This is a genomic window from Burkholderia multivorans ATCC BAA-247 (genome assembly GCF_000959525.1).
In the GTDB taxonomy this organism is placed as follows: Bacteria; Pseudomonadota; Gammaproteobacteria; order Burkholderiales; family Burkholderiaceae; genus Burkholderia; species Burkholderia multivorans.
Window position 1 is genome coordinate 1,434,766 of record NZ_CP009832.1, and the last position, 16,431, is coordinate 1,451,196.

General features: G+C 70.3%; 19 protein-coding genes. 14 read left to right on the forward strand and 5 right to left on the reverse strand.

Features of this window, described 5'->3' with window-relative positions; genetic code table 11:
- Nucleotides 1–80 precede the first annotated feature (80 nt).
- From madL to NP80_RS19180, 11 genes are all read left to right on the forward strand, one after another.
- Nucleotides 81–476 carry a malonate transporter subunit MadL gene (madL, locus tag NP80_RS19130; RefSeq protein WP_006401079.1) on the forward strand — a complete coding sequence of 132 codons (396 nt, stop codon included), beginning with the start codon at nucleotides 81–83 and terminating at the stop codon, nucleotides 474–476.
- 11 nt (nucleotides 477–487) lie between these two features.
- Nucleotides 488–1,255: a malonate transporter subunit MadM gene (gene madM, locus NP80_RS19135; protein ID WP_006407445.1), complete on the forward strand. Its 768-nt coding sequence runs from the start codon at nucleotides 488–490 to the stop codon at nucleotides 1,253–1,255.
- Between the two features lie 146 nt (nucleotides 1,256–1,401).
- On the forward strand, nucleotides 1,402–3,048 hold the full coding sequence (gene mdcA, locus NP80_RS19140; RefSeq protein WP_006401077.1) for a malonate decarboxylase subunit alpha: 1,647 nt from the start codon (nucleotides 1,402–1,404) through the stop codon (nucleotides 3,046–3,048).
- Between the two features lie 10 nt (nucleotides 3,049–3,058).
- Entirely contained in the window at nucleotides 3,059–3,373 is a 315-nt protein-coding gene (mdcC, locus tag NP80_RS19145) for a malonate decarboxylase acyl carrier protein (RefSeq protein ID WP_006401076.1), read from the forward strand.
- Nucleotides 3,370–4,305, forward strand: coding sequence for a biotin-independent malonate decarboxylase subunit beta (locus NP80_RS19150; RefSeq protein ID WP_006411545.1), 936 nt, complete (start codon nucleotides 3,370–3,372; stop codon nucleotides 4,303–4,305). The genes mdcC and NP80_RS19150 overlap by 4 nt, the downstream gene beginning before the upstream one ends.
- Nucleotides 4,292–4,999 carry a biotin-independent malonate decarboxylase subunit gamma gene (gene mdcE / locus NP80_RS19155; protein WP_006408683.1) on the forward strand — a complete coding sequence of 236 codons (708 nt, stop codon included), beginning with the start codon at nucleotides 4,292–4,294 and terminating at the stop codon, nucleotides 4,997–4,999. Before NP80_RS19150 ends, mdcE begins: the two co-directional genes overlap by 14 nt.
- A complete protein-coding gene (mdcG, locus tag NP80_RS19160) occupies nucleotides 4,986–5,654 on the forward strand; it encodes a malonate decarboxylase holo-[acyl-carrier-protein] synthase (RefSeq protein WP_045594056.1) in 669 nt (222 codons plus the stop codon). Before mdcE ends, mdcG begins: the two co-directional genes overlap by 14 nt.
- Nucleotides 5,651–6,520 carry a triphosphoribosyl-dephospho-CoA synthase MdcB gene (gene mdcB, locus NP80_RS19165; RefSeq protein ID WP_045594059.1) on the forward strand — a complete coding sequence of 290 codons (870 nt, stop codon included), beginning with the start codon at nucleotides 5,651–5,653 and terminating at the stop codon, nucleotides 6,518–6,520. The genes mdcG and mdcB overlap by 4 nt, the downstream gene beginning before the upstream one ends.
- Nucleotides 6,517–7,449: a malonate decarboxylase subunit epsilon gene (gene mdcH / locus NP80_RS19170; RefSeq protein ID WP_006405101.1), complete on the forward strand. Its 933-nt coding sequence runs from the start codon at nucleotides 6,517–6,519 to the stop codon at nucleotides 7,447–7,449. Before mdcB ends, mdcH begins: the two co-directional genes overlap by 4 nt.
- A gap of 105 nt (nucleotides 7,450–7,554) precedes the next feature.
- Nucleotides 7,555–8,076, forward strand: coding sequence for a phospholipase D-like domain-containing protein (locus NP80_RS19175; protein ID WP_006408699.1), 522 nt, complete (start codon nucleotides 7,555–7,557; stop codon nucleotides 8,074–8,076).
- A 178-nt stretch (nucleotides 8,077–8,254) separates the two neighbouring features.
- Nucleotides 8,255–8,923 carry a phosphoribosyltransferase gene (locus tag NP80_RS19180; RefSeq protein WP_006401069.1) on the forward strand — a complete coding sequence of 223 codons (669 nt, stop codon included), beginning with the start codon at nucleotides 8,255–8,257 and terminating at the stop codon, nucleotides 8,921–8,923.
- On the opposite strand, the gene phaZ is transcribed toward NP80_RS19180, so the two are convergent.
- Complete coding sequence (gene phaZ, locus NP80_RS19185) at nucleotides 8,910–10,157, reverse strand: polyhydroxyalkanoate depolymerase (protein WP_006405099.1); 1,248 nt, start codon at nucleotides 10,155–10,157, stop codon at nucleotides 8,910–8,912. The two genes, NP80_RS19180 and phaZ, sit on opposite strands and share 14 nt — an antisense overlap.
- Nucleotides 10,158–10,784: 627 nt before the next feature.
- Here phaZ and NP80_RS19190 point away from each other — a divergent pair.
- A complete protein-coding gene (locus NP80_RS19190; RefSeq protein ID WP_006401066.1) occupies nucleotides 10,785–10,982 on the forward strand; it encodes a hypothetical protein in 198 nt (65 codons plus the stop codon).
- Between the two features lie 158 nt (nucleotides 10,983–11,140).
- Here NP80_RS19190 and proP read toward each other — a convergent pair whose 3' ends face one another.
- Nucleotides 11,141–12,634 carry a glycine betaine/L-proline transporter ProP gene (proP, locus tag NP80_RS19195; RefSeq protein ID WP_006401064.1) on the reverse strand — a complete coding sequence of 498 codons (1,494 nt, stop codon included), beginning with the start codon at nucleotides 12,632–12,634 and terminating at the stop codon, nucleotides 11,141–11,143.
- Between the two features lie 517 nt (nucleotides 12,635–13,151).
- On the opposite strand from proP, the gene NP80_RS19200 reads away from it, so the two are divergent.
- Complete coding sequence (locus NP80_RS19200) at nucleotides 13,152–13,484, forward strand: YnfA family protein (RefSeq protein WP_006401062.1); 333 nt, start codon at nucleotides 13,152–13,154, stop codon at nucleotides 13,482–13,484.
- Nucleotides 13,485–13,517: 33 nt separating this feature from the next.
- Here NP80_RS19200 and dnaQ read toward each other — a convergent pair whose 3' ends face one another.
- The 3 genes from dnaQ to NP80_RS19215 are packed head-to-tail and all read right to left on the reverse strand — an operon-like array spanning nucleotide 13,518 to nucleotide 15,543.
- Nucleotides 13,518–14,252 (reverse strand): DNA polymerase III subunit epsilon, encoded by a 735-nt coding sequence (gene dnaQ, locus NP80_RS19205; RefSeq protein ID WP_006401060.1) that lies wholly within the window; start codon nucleotides 14,250–14,252, stop codon nucleotides 13,518–13,520.
- 38 nt (nucleotides 14,253–14,290) lie between these two features.
- Entirely contained in the window at nucleotides 14,291–14,734 is a 444-nt protein-coding gene (gene rnhA / locus NP80_RS19210; RefSeq protein ID WP_006401058.1) for a ribonuclease HI, read from the reverse strand.
- Nucleotides 14,731–15,543, reverse strand: coding sequence for a class I SAM-dependent methyltransferase (locus NP80_RS19215; protein WP_006405096.1), 813 nt, complete (start codon nucleotides 15,541–15,543; stop codon nucleotides 14,731–14,733). Before NP80_RS19215 ends, rnhA begins: the two co-directional genes overlap by 4 nt.
- An 18-nt stretch (nucleotides 15,544–15,561) precedes the next feature.
- Here NP80_RS19215 and gloB point away from each other — a divergent pair, with 18 nt between their 5' ends.
- Nucleotides 15,562–16,368: a hydroxyacylglutathione hydrolase gene (gene gloB / locus NP80_RS19220; RefSeq protein WP_006401056.1), complete on the forward strand. Its 807-nt coding sequence runs from the start codon at nucleotides 15,562–15,564 to the stop codon at nucleotides 16,366–16,368.
- Nucleotides 16,369–16,431 lie beyond the last annotated feature (63 nt).

A 16,431-nucleotide genomic window follows, 5' to 3' on the forward strand; every position in this document is an offset into this window, starting at 1 on the left:
GGCTTCCGCACGGATCGGCGTGCGGCGATCGGTTCCCGCGAGCGTTCCGGCGCCGTCACGAAGAGACTTGGAGACGACTCATGATCATCTACGGAACCGCGCTGCTGGCGTTCTGCCATCTGGCCGGGCTGTTTCTCGGCGATCTGCTGGGCGCCGCGATCGGCGTGAAAACCAACGTCGGCGGCGTCGGCATCGCGATGCTGCTGCTGATCTGCCTGCGGCTCTGGCTGCACCGGCGCGGCTGGCTGCCGAAGGAAACCGAGGCGGGCGTCGGTTTCTGGGGCGCGATGTACATCCCGGTCGTCGTCGCGATGGCGGCGAACCAGAACGTCGTCGCCGCGCTGAAGGGCGGCCCCGTCGCGCTGCTCGCGGCGGTCGGCGCCGTCGCGATCTGCGCATGCTGCATCGCGGTACTCGCCCGCACCGGACGCGACGACACCGCGTTCGCCGGTGTGCCGCAACTCGACGAACAGTGAGGGAGGCCGCGATGCTGCAGATGCTCGAAAAGGTAGTGGCCCACAACGGGCTCGTCGCGTCGTTCGCGCTCGTCGGCCTGATCATGTGGCTGTCGTCGATCGCGTCGCGCAAGCTCACGTTCGGCCGTGTGCACGGCTCCGCGATCGCGATCGTGATCGGCCTCGCGCTCGCCTATGTCGGCGGCGCGCTGACCGGCGGCGAGAAGGGGCTGGCCGACGTGCCGCTGTTCGCCGGCATCGGCCTGATGGGCGGCGCGATGCTGCGCGATTTCGCGATCGTCGCGACCGCGTTCGAAGTGCAGCCGACCGAGGCGCGCAAGGCGGGGCTCGTCGGCGTCGTGTCGCTGCTGCTCGGCACCGTGCTGCCGTTCATCGTCGGCGCGTGCGTCGCGCGCGCGTTCGGCTATACCGATGCGGTCAGCATGACGACGATCGGCGCGGGCGCCGTCACGTACATCGTCGGGCCCGTCACGGGCGCGGCGATCGGCGCGAGTTCCGACGTGATTGCGCTCAGCATCGCGACCGGGCTCGTCAAGGCGATCATCGTGATGGTCGGCACGCCGGTCGCGGCCAACTTCATGGGCCTGAAGACGCCGCGCTCCGCGATGATCTTCGGCGGCCTGGCCGGCACCGTCAGCGGCGTCAGCGCCGGGCTCGCGGCGACGGACCGGCGGCTCGTGCCGTACGGCGCGCTCGTCGCGACGTTCCATACGGGCGTCGGCTGCCTGCTCGGGCCGTCGCTGCTGTTCTTCACGACGCGCGCGCTGGTCGGCGCGTGAGTGGCGCGGATGCGGGCCGCTCGCGTGTGCGACGCGCCGGCGCGCATCCATCGCGGCGCCCTCTGAGTCGCATTGCCCAACATCATCAATCGGCGGCGTCGCGAGGCTTAGAATGCCGCAGAACCATCGAAGCAGGAGAACTGTTCATGACGGGATGGAATCACGCGCGGCAGGCGCGCGATGCGCGCATTGCGGCCGGCGCGGCGTTCGCGCGCGGCAAGCGCGTCGATGCGCGCGACGCGGTCGCGCTGCTCGAAGCGGTGCTGCGGCCCGGCGATCGCGTGTGCCTCGAAGGCGACAACCAGAAGCAGGCCGACCTGCTCGCGACGGCGCTCGCCGACGTCGACAGCGCGAAGGTGCACGACCTGCACATGGTGCAGTCGGGCGTCGTGCTGCCCGAGCATCTCGACGTGTTCGAGCGCGGCATCGCGAAGCGGCTCGACTTCGCATATTCGGGCCCGCAGTCGCAGCGCATCGCCAAGCTGCTGTTCGGCGGCAAGATCGCGCTCGGTGCCGTGCACACGTATCTCGAGCTGTTCGCCCGCTACTTCATCGATCTCACGCCGCACGTCGCGTTGATCGCCGCGGTCAGCGCGGACGCGGACGGCAACCTGTACACGGGCCCGAACACCGAGGACACGCCGACCGTCGTCGAAGCGACCGCGTTCAAGGACGGCATCGTGATCGCGCAGGTGGACCGCATCGTCGACAAGGTGCCGCGCGTCGACATCCCCGGCGATCGCGTGCATTTCGTCGTCGAGGCCGGCCGCCCGTTCTACGTGGAGCCGCTGTTCACGCGCGATCCGGCCGCGATCACCGAGACGCAGATCCTGACCGCGATGCTGGCGATCAAGGGCATCTACGAGCCGTACGGCATCAAGCGCCTGAACCACGGCATCGGCTTCAACACCGCGGCGATCGAGCTGCTGCTGCCGACCTACGGCGCGAAGCTCGGGCTGAAGGGCAAGGTCTGCACGCACTGGGCGCTCAACCCGCACCCGACGCTGATTCCGGCGATCGAATCGGGCTGGGTCGAGCAGATCCACTGCTTCGGTTCCGAGGTCGGGATGGATGAATACATCCGCGCGCGTTCCGACGTCTGGTTCACGGGCCCGGACGGTTCGCTGCGCTCGAACCGCGCGTTCTGCCAGACGGCCGGCCTCTATGCGTGCGACATGTTCATCGGCTCGACGTTGCAGATCGATCTGTCCGGCCATTCGTCGACGGTCACGGCCGAGCGGATCGCCGGCTTCGGCGGCGCGCCGAACATGGGCAGCGACGCGCGCGGCCGGCGCCATCCGAGCGAACCGTGGCTGAAGGCCGGCGCCGAAGCCGATCCCGATACGCCGGCCGCGCTGCGGCGCGGGCGCAAGCTCGTCGTGCAGATCGGCGAGACCTTCGGCGACAAGAACGTGCCGATGTTCGTCGAGAAGCTCGACGCGCTGAAGCTCGCGGACAAGCTGCAGCTCGATCTGGCGCCGATCATGGTCTACGGCGACGACGTCACGCACATCGTCACCGAGGAAGGCATCGCGAACCTGCTGATGTGCCGCGACCGCGACGAACGCGAGCAAGCGATTCGCGGCGTGGCCGGCTACACGGAAATCGGCCGCGGCCGCGACCGCAGGATGGTCGAGCGGCTGCGCGAGCGCGGCGTGATCCGCCGGCCGGAGGATCTCGGTATCGATCCGCTCGACGCGGACCGTCGCTGGCTCGCCGCGCGCTCGATCAAGGATCTCGTGCACTGGTCGGGCGGGCTGTACGCACCGCCTGCCCGGTTCCGCAACTGGTAAGGAACAGCGCATGGAACAGTTGAACTATCGGTTCACCGCACGCGCGCGCGCGAAGGGCGAGCGGCCGATGGCGCTCGTCGGCGTCGTCGCGTCCGGCAATCTCGAGGTGCTCGTCGAGCGCGTGCTGCCGGGCAACGAGTGCGAGATCGACATCCGCACCGCGGCGGTCGGCTTCGGCGCGGTGTGGCAGGCCGTCGTGTCGGATTTCGTCGAACGGCGCGCGCCGGGCGGCCTGAAGCTGTCGATCAACGACGGCGGCGCGCGGCCCGACATGGTGTCGCTGCGGCTCGCGCAGGCCGTGCGCGCAATCGAAGGGGAGGTGTGATGACCGAAGCGATCCACGACGCGCCCGCATTCGTCGCGAACGCGGCGAGCTGGTACGAGGCGTCGGCGCGGCAGCGCGTCGATGCCTTGCTCGACGACGGCAGCTTCACCGAATTCCTCGGGCCGGCCGAGCGCGTGACGAGCCCGCATCTGCCGCTGTTCGACCTGCCGCAGCAGTTCGACGACGGGATGATCGTCGGCTGCGGCCGGCTCGACGGCAAGCCGGTGTTCGTCGCCGCGCAGGAGGGCCGCTTCATGGGCGGCGCGTTCGGCGAAGTGCACGGTGCCAAGCTCACGGGCCTGCTGCGCGCCGCGCGCGGCGGCGGCACGCCGGTGCTGATCCTGTTCGATACGGGCGGCGTGCGGTTGCAGGAAGCGAACGCGGGCGAGCTCGCGATTGCCGAGATCATGCGCGCGCTCGTCGACGCGCGCGCGGCCGGCGTGCCGGTGATCGGGCTGATTGGCGGGCGCGCCGGCTGCTACGGCGGCGGCGGGCTGCTCGCCGCGTGCTGCTCGGCGCTCGCGGTGTCGGAGCAGGGGCGCATCAGCGTATCGGGCCCCGAAGTAATCGAGACCAACCGCGGCGTCGAGGAATTCGACGCGAAGGACCGCGCGCTGATCTGGCGCACGATGGGCGGCAAGCACCGGCGGCTGATCGGCGGGGCGGAGCGCTACGTCGCCGACACGCCGGCCGCGTTTCGCGCGGCGGCGCTCGCGCTGCTCGAGCGCGCGCCGAAACTCGATGTCGCGACGCTGCGCGCCGAGCAGACGCGCCTCGACGCGCGCGTCGCGCGCTTCGGCGCCTGCGAGGATGCGCTCGACGTCTGGCGTGCGCTCGGCGCGCGCGTGCCAGAGGCGATCCCCGGCATGCCGGACGATGCGTTCGCGACGCTCGCCGACCAACTGCAGGAGCCGCAGCATGACGCTCGATGAGGTTTTGAATTCGCTGTTTCCGCACGGCCATGCCATCGCGCGCGAGCGTGGGCTGCTGACCGGCCACGCGTTGCTCGGCGGCGCGCGCGTCGACGTGATCGGTGTCGCCGAGCGCCTGCCGTTCGGAATCGACGAGGCGCTCGCGCTGTCCGCGCGCGTGCTCGACACGGTCGAGCGCGGCGACGCGACGCCGATCCTCGTGCTCGTCGACAGCGACAGCCAGCGGATGAGCAAGCGCGACGAATTGCTGGGCCTGAACGAAGCGCTCGCGCATCTTGCGAAGTGTCTGATGGTCGCGGACCAGGCCGGACATCGGACGATCGGGCTGCTGTACGGCCATACGGCCGCCGGCGCCTTCATCGCGACCGCGCTCGCGACGCGCACGCTGCTTGCGCTACCCGGTGCCGAGCCGGAGGTGATGGATCTGCCGTCGATGTCGCGCGTGACGAAGCTGCCGATCGACGTGCTGAAGGAGATGGCGCGGTCGACGGCCGTGTTCGCACCGGGGCTCGACAATCTCGTGAAGATGGGTGCCGTCGACGCGGTGCTCGATCCGGCGCGCGCGCTGGACGCGCAGCTGGCCGAATGGCTCGGCAAGCCGGCCGACCGCGTCGATCGCCGGGCGGCGCGCGGGCGTCCGGTCGCGGCCGACGTCGCCGCGCGCGTCGAGGCGCTCGCGCGTGCCGCACGCTGACGCACCGCTGCGCCGCCACACGCTCGTCACGCTGACGGCCGACGGCTGGCGCACGGCCTTGGCGCGCGATCCGGCGCTTGCCGCCGATCCCGTCGTGCGCGCGTGGGCCGACGGCGCGCGGCCGCTCGTGGTGCGCCGCGCGTCGCCGGACGAGGCGGCCGCCGGCCGCGTGCCGCTCGGCATACCGCTGCCGCCGGCTGCCGGCAAGCGCCGCATCGCGCTGAATGTCGCGCACAATGCAGTCGCGACGGCCGGCCCGCCGCCGGCGTTCGCCGACGTGCTGGCGGCCGCGCCGCACGCGTGGCAGCTGACGCTGCGCGCACTCGACGCGCTCGGCGCGCGTTGCGGTGTGCAGGGCCGCGTGTTCGGCAGCCTCGCGTGGCAGGCGCTGACCGGCGACTCGTATCTGAGCGCATCGTCGGATCTCGACGTGCTGTTTCCGCTGCCGGCCGCGTCGTGCATCGCGCCGCTGCTCGACGGGCTCGCGGCGATCGCCGCGCACGCGCCGATGCGCATCGACGGCGAACTGCTGCGCGACGACGGCGCGGGCGTCAACTGGCGCGAACTGCAGGCGCGCTTGCCCGAAGTCGCGGTGAAGACGGCGATCGCCGTCGAGCTGATGCCCGCGGCCGCGTTTGCCGGAGACGCGCCGTGAGCGCCGCAGCCGTTTGCCGCGCGCCGGCCGCATCCTGGTCGGACGCCGACCGTATCGCGGCGCTCGCCGAGCGCAGCCTCGTGCTCGAAATCGCAACCTATCCGAAGCCGGGGCTCGTCAGCCACGTCGATACGGGCAGCCATTCGGATATGGACGCCGCGACGTTCGCGCGCAGCGCGGCCGTGCTACGGCCGTTCTTCGCGGAACTGGCCGACGCGGGCGCGCGCGATGCCGAGATGGCCGCGCTGCGCAAGATCGGCCTGCGCGCGGAGCACGCGATGCTCGCCGCGACGGGCGGCGTCAACACGCATCGCGGCGCGATCTTCGGGCTCGGGCTGCTGTGCGCGGCGGCCGGCGCCCGCGCGCACGGCGGGGCGGCCGGTGCGCCTACGCTCGGCGCGTGGGTCGCGCGCCGCTGGGGCGCCGACATACTCGGCGGCCCGCGGCTGCCGGACAGCCACGGCGAACGCGCGAGCCGCCGCTACGGCGTCGGCGGCGCGCGCCGCGAAGCCGCGGACGGCTTTGCGACCGTGTACGGCATCGGCTTGCCTGCGCTACGGCGCGCGGCACGCGACGTGCCGGACGATGCCGAGGCCGCGCGCGTCGATGCGTGCTTCGCACTGATCGCCGCGCTCGACGACACGAATCTGCTGCATCGCGGCGGCCAGGCCGGCCTCGATTTCGCCCGCGCGACCGCGCGCGCGTTCGTCGCACGCGGTGGTGTGCGCGCGCGTGACTGGCGCCGGCACGCGGTGGCCGCGCATCGCGCGTTCGTCGCGCGACGGCTGAGCCCCGGCGGCGCGGCCGACCTGCTCGCGATGAGTCTCTTCGTCGATGCATTCGACGCCGGCGAGGGCGCGCGATGACGCTCGCGATCCTTTGCTCGGGGCAGGGCGCGCAGCGCGCCGACATGTTTGCGCTGACGGGCGCCGCGCCGCAGGCCGACGCGCTGTTCGCCCACGCGGGCCGGCTGCTCGGCGACGATCCGCGCGTGTGGGTGCGCGACGTCGCGCCGGATGCGTTGCGCGAGAACCGCGCCGCGCAGATTCTCTGTACGGTGCAGGCGCTCGCGGCGGCCGCGCTGCTCGACGCGCTGTGGCCGCGTCGGCGCTGCGTCGCCGGCTACAGCGTTGGCGAAGTGGCATCGTGGAGCGTCGCCGGCAGCCTCGATCCGCACGACGCGCTCGATCTCGCGGACGCGCGCGCACGTGCAATGGACGCCGCGAGCGGCGGCGACGAGCGCATGGCGTTCGTGCGCGGCTTGTCGCGTGCGCAGCTCGCCGCACTGTGCGACGGGCGCGAGGCGGCGATCGCCATCGCGAACCCGGGCGATGCGTTCGTGATCGCGGGCCGCCAGGCGGATGTCGATGCGGTCGCCGCGGACGCGGCGCGCGACGGCGCCCAGCGCGTCGCGCCGGTCTGCGTGCGGATCGCTTCGCACACGCGGCGCCTGGCGGCCGCCGTGCCCGCATTCCGCGCGTCGCTCGCGGCCGTGCGCGTGCAGCGGCCGCTTGCCGGCACGCGATTGTTTTCGGGGATCGACGGCGCATCGGTGCTCGACGTCGACGCGGGCCTCGACAAGCTCGCCCGGCAGATCGCCGAGCCGGTCGAGTGGGCGGCCTGTCTTGCTGCATGCGTCGAAGCGGGCGCGACCGCGTTTCTCGAACTCGGGCCGGGCCGCGCGCTCGCCGACATGGCGAGCGGCGCCTACCCGGCGCTGCCGGCGCGCAGCATCGCCGATTTCCGCTCGATCGACGGCGTCGCGCAGTGGCTCGCGCGCGTCGCAGCGCACTGATCGGGCGCGTCGCAGCGCACGCATCGCCGCTCGCTCGCGGCCGAGTGTTGCGTCGGCGCAGCAGCGTCGCGACGCGCGCTTGCCACGCGATTCGGCATCGCTACAATGGCGCGCGCCATGAGACCAGCCGCCTTTCTCGTCGCCGCGCTCGGCTGCGCGGCGACTGCCCACGCCGCGCAGATTCCGTCCGACGCCGCCTCGGTCGGCGCCTATTTTTCATACGACAATGCGGCCGCCGACGCGACCGTCGCGCTGATCGCGCACGCGCAGCGGCGCGTGCTGCTCGCGGGCTACGCATATGTGCCGCCCGCGGTGGCGAGCGCATTGCGCGCGGCGCGCGTGCGCGGCGTCGACGTGCGCGTCGTGCTCGTGCGTTCCGCGCGGGCAGGCAAGTACAGCGGCGCCGGCTATCTGAAGTCGGCCGGCATCGATGTCGCGATCGATTCGCGGCGCACCGAGCCGATGCCGCGTTTCGTGATCGTCGACGACAGCGTCGCGCTGCCGGCCTCGTCCGACGGCGCGGCTGCACAAGCCGAAACGGTCAACGTGTTCGAGCGCGCACCCGAACTCGCGCAGTCGTATACGCAGTCGTTCTGGCGGCTCTATCGGCAGGCGGCCGGACTCTGACGTTTCCCGACCGCGCTCGTGCGTGTAGTGCGCGTAGCGCGCGTACGTATCGTTGCCGTCGAAACGCGCGGCACCCGCCGGTATGACCCCGCTTGCATCGGCCGCGTCGATGCACGAAGCTGCATGAGCAGGGCGCGCGCATCGTGCGATCGTTCCGGCGGCGCGCAGGGAGCCGATCATGTTCGAATGTTTCGCCGATCGGGCGGACGCGGGTAGCCAGCTGGCTGCCGCGCTGCACGCGTATGCGGCGCGCGACGACGTCGTCGTGCTCGCGCTGCCGCGCGGCGGCGTGCCGGTCGCCTACCCGGTCGCACGGGCGCTGCACGCGCCGCTCGACGTGCTGGTCGTGCGCAAGCTCGGCGTGCCGTACGAGCCCGAGCTCGCGATGGGCGCGATCGCGACGGGCGGCGCGATTCATCTGCAGTATTCGGTGATCCGGTCGCTGGGCGTGACCGACGCGCAAATTGCCGACGTGCTCGTGCGCGAAACCGCCGAGCTGAACCGCCGCGAAGCGCTGTATCGCGGCGCGCGGGCGCCGCTGCCGGTCGAAGGGCGCGTCGCGATCGTCGTCGACGACGGAATCGCGACCGGCGCGTCGATGCGCGTCGCGCTGCAGGCGCTGCGCACGCGGCATCCGGCGCGCATCGTCGCCGCCGTGCCGGTCGCGCCGGCCGGCATCGGCCCGACCTTCGACGACGTCGCCGATGCATTCGTCGCGGTCGCGCGGCCGCTGTCGTTCTTCGGGATCAGCCAGTTCTACGCGCGCTTCGAGCAGACCGACGACGACGAAGTGCGCGCGCTGCTCGACGCGGCGCGCGGATCGGACGACGGCGTCACGTCCGTCTGATCGCTCGCGCGCGATGCGGCCGCCGCCGTGCCGCTTCGGCGAGCGCGAACAGCCGCTGCAGGGCCGGATGAACGTCGTCGCGCCAGTGTGCGCCCGAAAAGAGGCCGTAGTGATCGCAGTCGTCGATGTCCGCGCGATGGCGGTCGCGCGCGTCGAGGCCGCTGCACATCGCGAGCGCCGCATGCGTCTGGCCAGCGCCCGTCACGGCATCGCGCGCGCCTTCGACGGTCAGCAGCGCGACGTCGCGCAGCGCGGCCGGCTCGACGCACCGGCCGCCGACCTCCCACGTGCCGTTCGCGATGCACATCCGCTGGAACACGACGTCGATCGTGTCGAGGACATATTCGGCCGGCATGTCGAGCAGTGCCGTGTACTCGCGCAGTGCGCGCCGCGCGGACGCGAGCGCTGCCGGATCGAAGCGCGACGCGGCACGCGCATAGTCCTCGATCAGCGACAGGAAGCGCTGCGGATAGACGAGCGCGATCTCGCCTTGCTGCAGATAGGTCGGGAATACGGGGCGGCCGTGGCCCGCGAAGCCGGGCGGCACGATGTCGATCAGATTGCGACGGCACCACTCGAGCGAATGGGCGGCCGCGGCGGTGCCGAGCGTGCTCGGGTTGAGCCGCGCATCGAGCGGCCCGCCGATCAGCGTGAGGCTGGCCGGCGGCGCGAGCCCGCGCATCGCGCGCAGTGCGAGCGCGCCGAGCGCCGGCACGGTCGCCTGGCACACCGCGACGACGTGCAGCGGACGGCCGCTGAGTGCGAGCGCGTCGATGAAGCCGTCGAGCATCGCGACATATTCGTCGAGCCCGAAGCGGCCGCACTCGAGCGGCACGTCGCGCGCATTGAGCCAGTCAGTCACGCAGACGTCGCCGTCCGCGAGCAGCGTCTCGACCGTCTCGCGCATCATCACCGCCGAATGACCGGCGAGCGGCACGCACAGCAGCACCGTGCGCGAAGCGTCCGCGCGCGCGAAGCGGCGCAGATCGCAGAACGCCGTATGCGCGATGACGCGTTCGTCGACCGCCACGTCGCGGCCATCGATCGTCAACGGCCCGATGTCGAAGCCGGGCGGGCCGGCAGGCGCGCCGACGAGCGGCTCGAACAGATCGTCGTAGCACGACGCCGCTGCGTGCGGCAGCGTCGCCGACGGCCATGCATCGAACGCGTCGCGTGTCGCATCGCGCCACGCGCGCATCCATTCCCGCTGCTGCTCGACGAGTGCGTACCACATGGCGAACCTTCCGGCGGAATGGGCTGACACTGCATTATGGTCACTGCGCGCGCACAGCGGTGGGCGAATTCGCGGCCGGATGCGGCGCATTCCGTGTGCCTGCAGGCGTCGCATCGCGCGCCGCACGTGCTGCGTCGAGCGAAACGGCGCGGCGCTGCCGCAGTCGTCGGTCCCGTTCCTGCCGGAGCGTTGCACTGAAGTCGATCGGCGCGCTCGATTCTGCGTTGGACCGTTGTGTCTCGATCTCGGCAAAACCGGCCGATCTCCCGTTCGAGCACAAGGCAGTGCCGGCAAGCCACGACTTCGACCGGCGTCGCGCGATCGGTCCGGGTGCCAAAGCGCGCCGACGCCCGTTGCCGACGACGGTGCGACGACGCGCCTCGATTCGACGCCGATCGGCCGACGATCTCGATCGACTGGCCGAGCCGCAGCGGCCGCCTTTCACCCGATACGATGGATCGACGCACGCACGACGCTCGTCCCGACCGCGTTCGCAGGCCTTCGCCTTCCTGCGATGGCCGATTGTTCGCGACGGCTGACAAGTGACTTCGCATTCGCGCCGTTTATCCGGAGGTCGCTCGTCCCTAGAATCCACTCCATCGAATCACGCGTTGCCTGATGGAGCCGATGATGAAAGCCCTGATCGAATCGAGCCTGTACCACCCGTCCGTCGTGTTGCCGCTTGCCGCGCTGACGCAGCTGATGGTCGAGCGCGATTTCAATCTCGGCCAGGTCGGCCTGATCGTCGCCGCGCGCGGTGCGCAGGCCGCCGTGTCGCGCTCGCGTGCGCTGATCTTCTGCCGCCACTGCGACGCGCACGCATGAGCGCCGCGCAGCGGTACCCATAAACGAAACGCCCGAACGGCGCGAGGCCGGTCGGGCGTTTCAGGGCCGGGCATGCCGGCCGTCCGATCAAGCCCCGGTTTCGACCGGGGCTTTTCGTTGCAGCGGTTGCAGCGCTTCGCGAGCGCGTGACGCGTCGCTTATGCGCGTGCCGTGGACGCGACGCGATACACGTCGGCGTCGTCGTTCTCGTCCTCGTCCCGCAGCCGGCGCACGAGCTGGTGCGCCTCGCGATGCGTCGCGACGGCGGGCGGCGAGCCCTTCAGCGGCTTGCGCGCGGTCTCGGCGAGCGCGACGACCGATACGATGCCGATCACGGCGGCGCCCATCATGTAGTAGGCGGGCATCATCAGGTTGTGCGTGACGTCGACGAGCCATGCGGTCATCAGCGGCGTCGTGCCGCCGAACAGCGACACCGACACGTTGAAGCCGATCGCGAGCGCGCCGTAGCGGATCTCGGTCGGGAACAGCGCGGGCAGCGCCGACGGCATTACGCCCGTGAAGCACGACAGCAGCACGCCGAGGATCAGCAGGCCGCCGAACACCGAGGCGGTCGTACCCGCATGGATCAGCAGCATCGACGGAATCGCGAGCACGAGCAGCCCGACGCAGCCGGCGAGCATCACCGGCTTGCGGCCGACGTGGTCGGACAGACGGCCGGCGGCGAGCGTCATCGGCATCATCAGCACCATCACGATCAGCACGAGCACGAGGCTGTGCGATTCGTCGAAGTGCAGCGTCGACGACATGAAGCTCGGCAGATACGACAGCACCATGTAGTCGGTCACGTTGAAGATCAGCACGAGACCGACGCAGAGCAGCAGCGCGCGCCAGTTGCGCAGCAGCGTTTCGCGGAAACGCGCCTTCGGCACGGCCTTGTCCTGCGCTTCGCGCTCCTCGGCCTGGCGCTTGAACGCAGGCGTTTCCTCGAGCTTCATGCGGATGTAGAGACCGATCAGGCCGAGCGGGCCCGCGATCAGGAACGGCACGCGCCAGCCCCACGACAGCAGCGCTTCCTGCGACAGCGACGCCGTGAGCAGCGCGACGACGCCCGCACCCATCACATAGCCGATCAGCGTACCGAATTCGAGGAAGCTGCCCATGAAGCCGCGGCGCTTGTCGGTCGAGAATTCGGCGATGAAGGTCGCCGCGCCGCCGTATTCGCCGCCGGTCGAGAAGCCCTGCACGAGCCGCGCGACGAGCAGCAGCACCGGTGCCATGATGCCGATCGACGCGTAGCTCGGGATCAGGCCGATCGCGAAGGTGCCGACGGCCATCATGATCATCGTCATCGCGAGCACGCGCTGGCGGCCGATGCGATCGCCGAGCGGGCCGAACACCATGCCGCCGAGCGGGCGCACGAGGAACGCGGCCGCGAACGTGCCGAAGGTGGCCAGCAGCTGCGCGGACGGGCTGCTGGACGGGAAGAACACTTTGCCGAGCGTGACGGCGATGTAGCTGTAGACGCCAAAGTCGAACCATTCCATCGCGTTGCCGAGCGCCATGGCGCTGACGGCGCGCTTGAGCAGGCTTTGATCGACGACGGTAATGTCGTCCGCGGCGAGCGGGGCCTCCGTGGACGACGAGGTGGAAGAAACAGCGGTCGGGCTGACGTGTGTTGCGGTCAAGGTCATGCACTCCTTTGACTGCGCCGGAACGGCGGGCCGTCCGACACGGTTTGCCGGCGAGCGCGATGTCGTGTGCTGCGCGTCGGGGCAGGCCATTAAGCGCTTAGTGCGCAAGGGCTTGCTTCGACGCGGGCCCGTTGGGCCGTCGCGACAGTGCGCTCATGAAGAATGGGCCGCGTGATGCGAGCGGCAGATGCCGGTGCGGACGGTGTCCAGCGTGCCGGCGGACGCCCCGAAAGGGCGACGAAACGAGAAAAGCGGGCCTGTCGGGCGGGCTTTCCTGTGGATGCAATTCCGAGCGAAGCGCCGGCCCGCGTGACGCGGACAAGCTTTCGTCGAAATCGAATAGACAGAGATTGAATGTTGAAACAGGCGACATGATAGCACGATGACAGACGATCGTGCAAATTGCCGTGAAACGCAGGCCTGGCGGGGCGCTCCGCGCGATCGGCTCCGGTATGATCGGCGGCGCGCGGCGTGCCGCGTGGGGCCTGCGACGCGGGCCGAATTCGCGAGGAACCGGATGACGGAACTGATGAAAATCGCGGCGTTGTTCGCCGTGACGGCGGTCGCCGAAATCGTCGGCTGCTATTTGCCGTGGCTCGTGCTGAAGACGGGGCGGCCCGTGTGGCTGCTCGCGCCCGCCGCGGTGTCGCTGGCGCTGTTCGCGTGGCTGCTGACGCTGCATCCGAGCGCCGCGGGTCGCACCTACGCGGCGTACGGCGGGATGTACATCGCGGTCGCGCTGATCTGGCTGCGTGCCGTCGATGGTGTGGCGCTCACGCGCTGGGACGCGGCCGGCGCGGCGCTCGCGCTGGCCGGCATGGCCGTGATCGCGCTGCAGCCGCGCGGATGAGCGGGCGGCGCGCGCCCGGCGGCCGCCGCCTTGTCATGCGGCTTCGGCCGTGTCGGCTTCGTCCGCCTGGCGCCACACGCATGCGCCCTTGACCGACTTGTCGAGATCGTCGAGTTGCGCCTGATGCTCGGCGAGCTCTTCGGCCGTGGCGGCGAGCACCGGCAGGTCCAGTGCCGCAAGCGACACGCGCTGGCCGTTGGCGGCGCCGGCACCGCCGGCGTCGTCGTCGAGCATGTCGATGACGAGGCTGTCCTGGCCGCGCGTCATCGCGAGATAGACCTCGGCGAGCAGTTCCGAGTCGAGCAGCGCGCCGTGCAGCGTGCGGTGCGCGTTGCTGATGCCGAAGCGGTCGCACAGCGCGTCGAGCGAGTTGCGCTTGCCGGGGAACATCTGCTTGGCCTGCACCAGCGTGTCGATCACGCCCGCGCAGTGCTCGCTGAACGGCGGCAGCCCGAGCAGCGCGAATTCGGCGTCGAGAAAGCCGAGGTCGAACGGCGCATTGTGGATGATCAGCTCCGCGCCTTTCACGAAGTCGAGAATCTGATGCGCGATTTCCGCGAACTTCGGCTTGTCGCTGAGGAACTCGGTCGTGAGGCCGTGCACGGCCAGTGCGCCCGGATCGCTGTCGCGCTCCGGATTCACGTAGAAGTGCAGGTTGTTGCCGGTGAGCCGCCGGTTCAGCAGCTCGACGCAGCCGATTTCGATGATGCGGTCGCCCGTGCGGGCGTTCAGGCCGGTGGTTTCGGTATCGAGAATGATCTGGCGCATGTCGGATAAATCGGGAAAGGCAAGAAAGCGGCCGTCGCTCAGGCCGCGAGCGAGGCGACGCCGCGATTCGCGAGCGCGTCGGCGCGTTCGTTTTCGGGATGGCCGGCATGGCCCTTGACCCAGCGCCACTCGACCTCGTGCAATGCGACGAGCGCGTCGAGCCGCTTCCACAGGTCGGCATTCTTCACCGGCGTCTTCGCGGCCGTGACCCAGCCCTTTTTCTTCCAGCCGTGGATCCACTCGCTGATGCCTTTCTGCACGTATTGCGAGTCGGTGTGCACGATCACGTGGCACGGGCGCTTCAGCGCTTCGAGCGCGGCGATCACGCCCATCAGCTCCATCCGGTTGTTCGTCGTGTTCGGCTCGCCGCCGAACAGTTCCTTCTCGCGTTCGCCGTAGCGCAGCAATGCGCCCCAGCCGCCGGGGCCGGGGTTGCCCTTGCAGGCGCCGTCGGTGTAGATGTCGATGGTGTCGGTGGTCATGAATGTTCTTGATGGGTGGTCGGGGAGGCCGCCGGCGTCAGGCCCGGCGCGAGGACCGGCTTTTTCACCTTGATCGGGCCGACGAGCCGCATGCCGCGCACGCGCTTGACGGCCGTTACCATGTAGACGGCGCCGAAGATCGGCCACCAGCGGTCGCCTGCGGCTTCCATGAAGCCGTAGCGGGCGAGCCATTTGTCGGTGGCGAGCGGCGGCCGGTAGCAGCCGAAGCGGCCACGCTCGAGATCGAAGCCGAGCAGCTTGATCCAGTCCTTGAGCCGGATGAATGCGATCTGGTCGTGCGCGGCCGGCACGAACGGCCGGTTGGCCATCCGTCCGAACGATTGGCGCATTCCCCACAGGCTCAGCGAATTGAAGCCGGTGATCACGAGCTGGCCTTCCGGCATCAGCACGCGTTCGGCTTCGCGCAGCAGACGGTGCGGGTCGGACGTGAACTCGAGCGTATGCGGCATCACGATCAGGTCCACACTTTGCGATTCGAACGGCAGGTCGACGAGATCGCACCACGTCGTGCTGCGATCCGCGGGCGCGTGGTGCGGCGCATGTGCATCGTGCGCGTGCGGAAAGCGGTAGGGCGCACTCGCGCCGCTCGCCGGATCGAGCACGAGGCCGCGATACGGCATCCGGTTCTCGCGCAGCGCGTCGAGCTGCGGCAGGCCGAGCTGCAGCGCGTGAAACCCGAACACGTCGGACACGATGCGGTCGAGCTGCGCCTGCTCCCAGCCCAGCACGTAGCGGCCGGGCGGCGAGTCGGTCCAGGCGGGCCAGTCTATAATTTCTCGGTCAGACATAACGATGGTTGCGCGCCCATGAACGAGCTGGAATACGTGCCGGTGCCGGCATTCGAAGACAACTACATCTGGCTCGTGTCGGACGGTCGCGATGCGATCGCCGTCGATCCGGGTGAAGCCGAGCCGGTGCGCCGGGTTCTTGCCGAACGAGGCTGGCGGTTGACCGCTATTCTACTCACGCACCATCACGCCGACCATGTCGGCGGCGTCGCGGCACTGCAGGATAGCCAGCCGGCCGATGTGCCATTGCCCGTGTACGGCCCGGCCGACGAGGCGATCGGCGTAGTCGCGCATCCGCTCGCGGGCGGCGCGCGCGTGACGCTCGACGCGCCGGCCGCGACGTTCGACGTGCTGGCCGTACCCGGTCACACGCGCGGCCATATCGCTTACTTCCAGCCCGCCGGTCCGCACACGCCGGTGCCGCACGTGTTCTGCGGCGACACGCTGTTCTCGTGCGGCTGCGGCCGCCTGTTCGAAGGCACGCCCGCGCAGATGCTCGCGTCGCTCGACGCGCTCGCGGCGCTGCCGGGCGACACGCGCGTGCATTGCGCACACGAATACACGCTGTCGAACATCCGCTTCGCGCTCGCGTGCGAACCCGGCAACGCGGCGCTCGCCGCCTGGCGCGACGAAGCGCAGGCGCTGCGCGCGCGCGGCGTACCGACGCTGCCGACGACGATCGCGCACGAGCGCGCCGTGAACCCGTTCCTGCGTGCCGACGCCGCCGCGATCCACGCGACGCTCGAAGCCGAATTGCACGAATCGGTGCCGGATCGTTTGACCGCCTTCACGCTGATGCGCGAATGGAAAAACCGGTTCAGATGAGCGATTCGCGAGGACTCCCAAAGCTCAAGCGGAGTCTGTAAAAATTGCTCCAAACTTTGGATT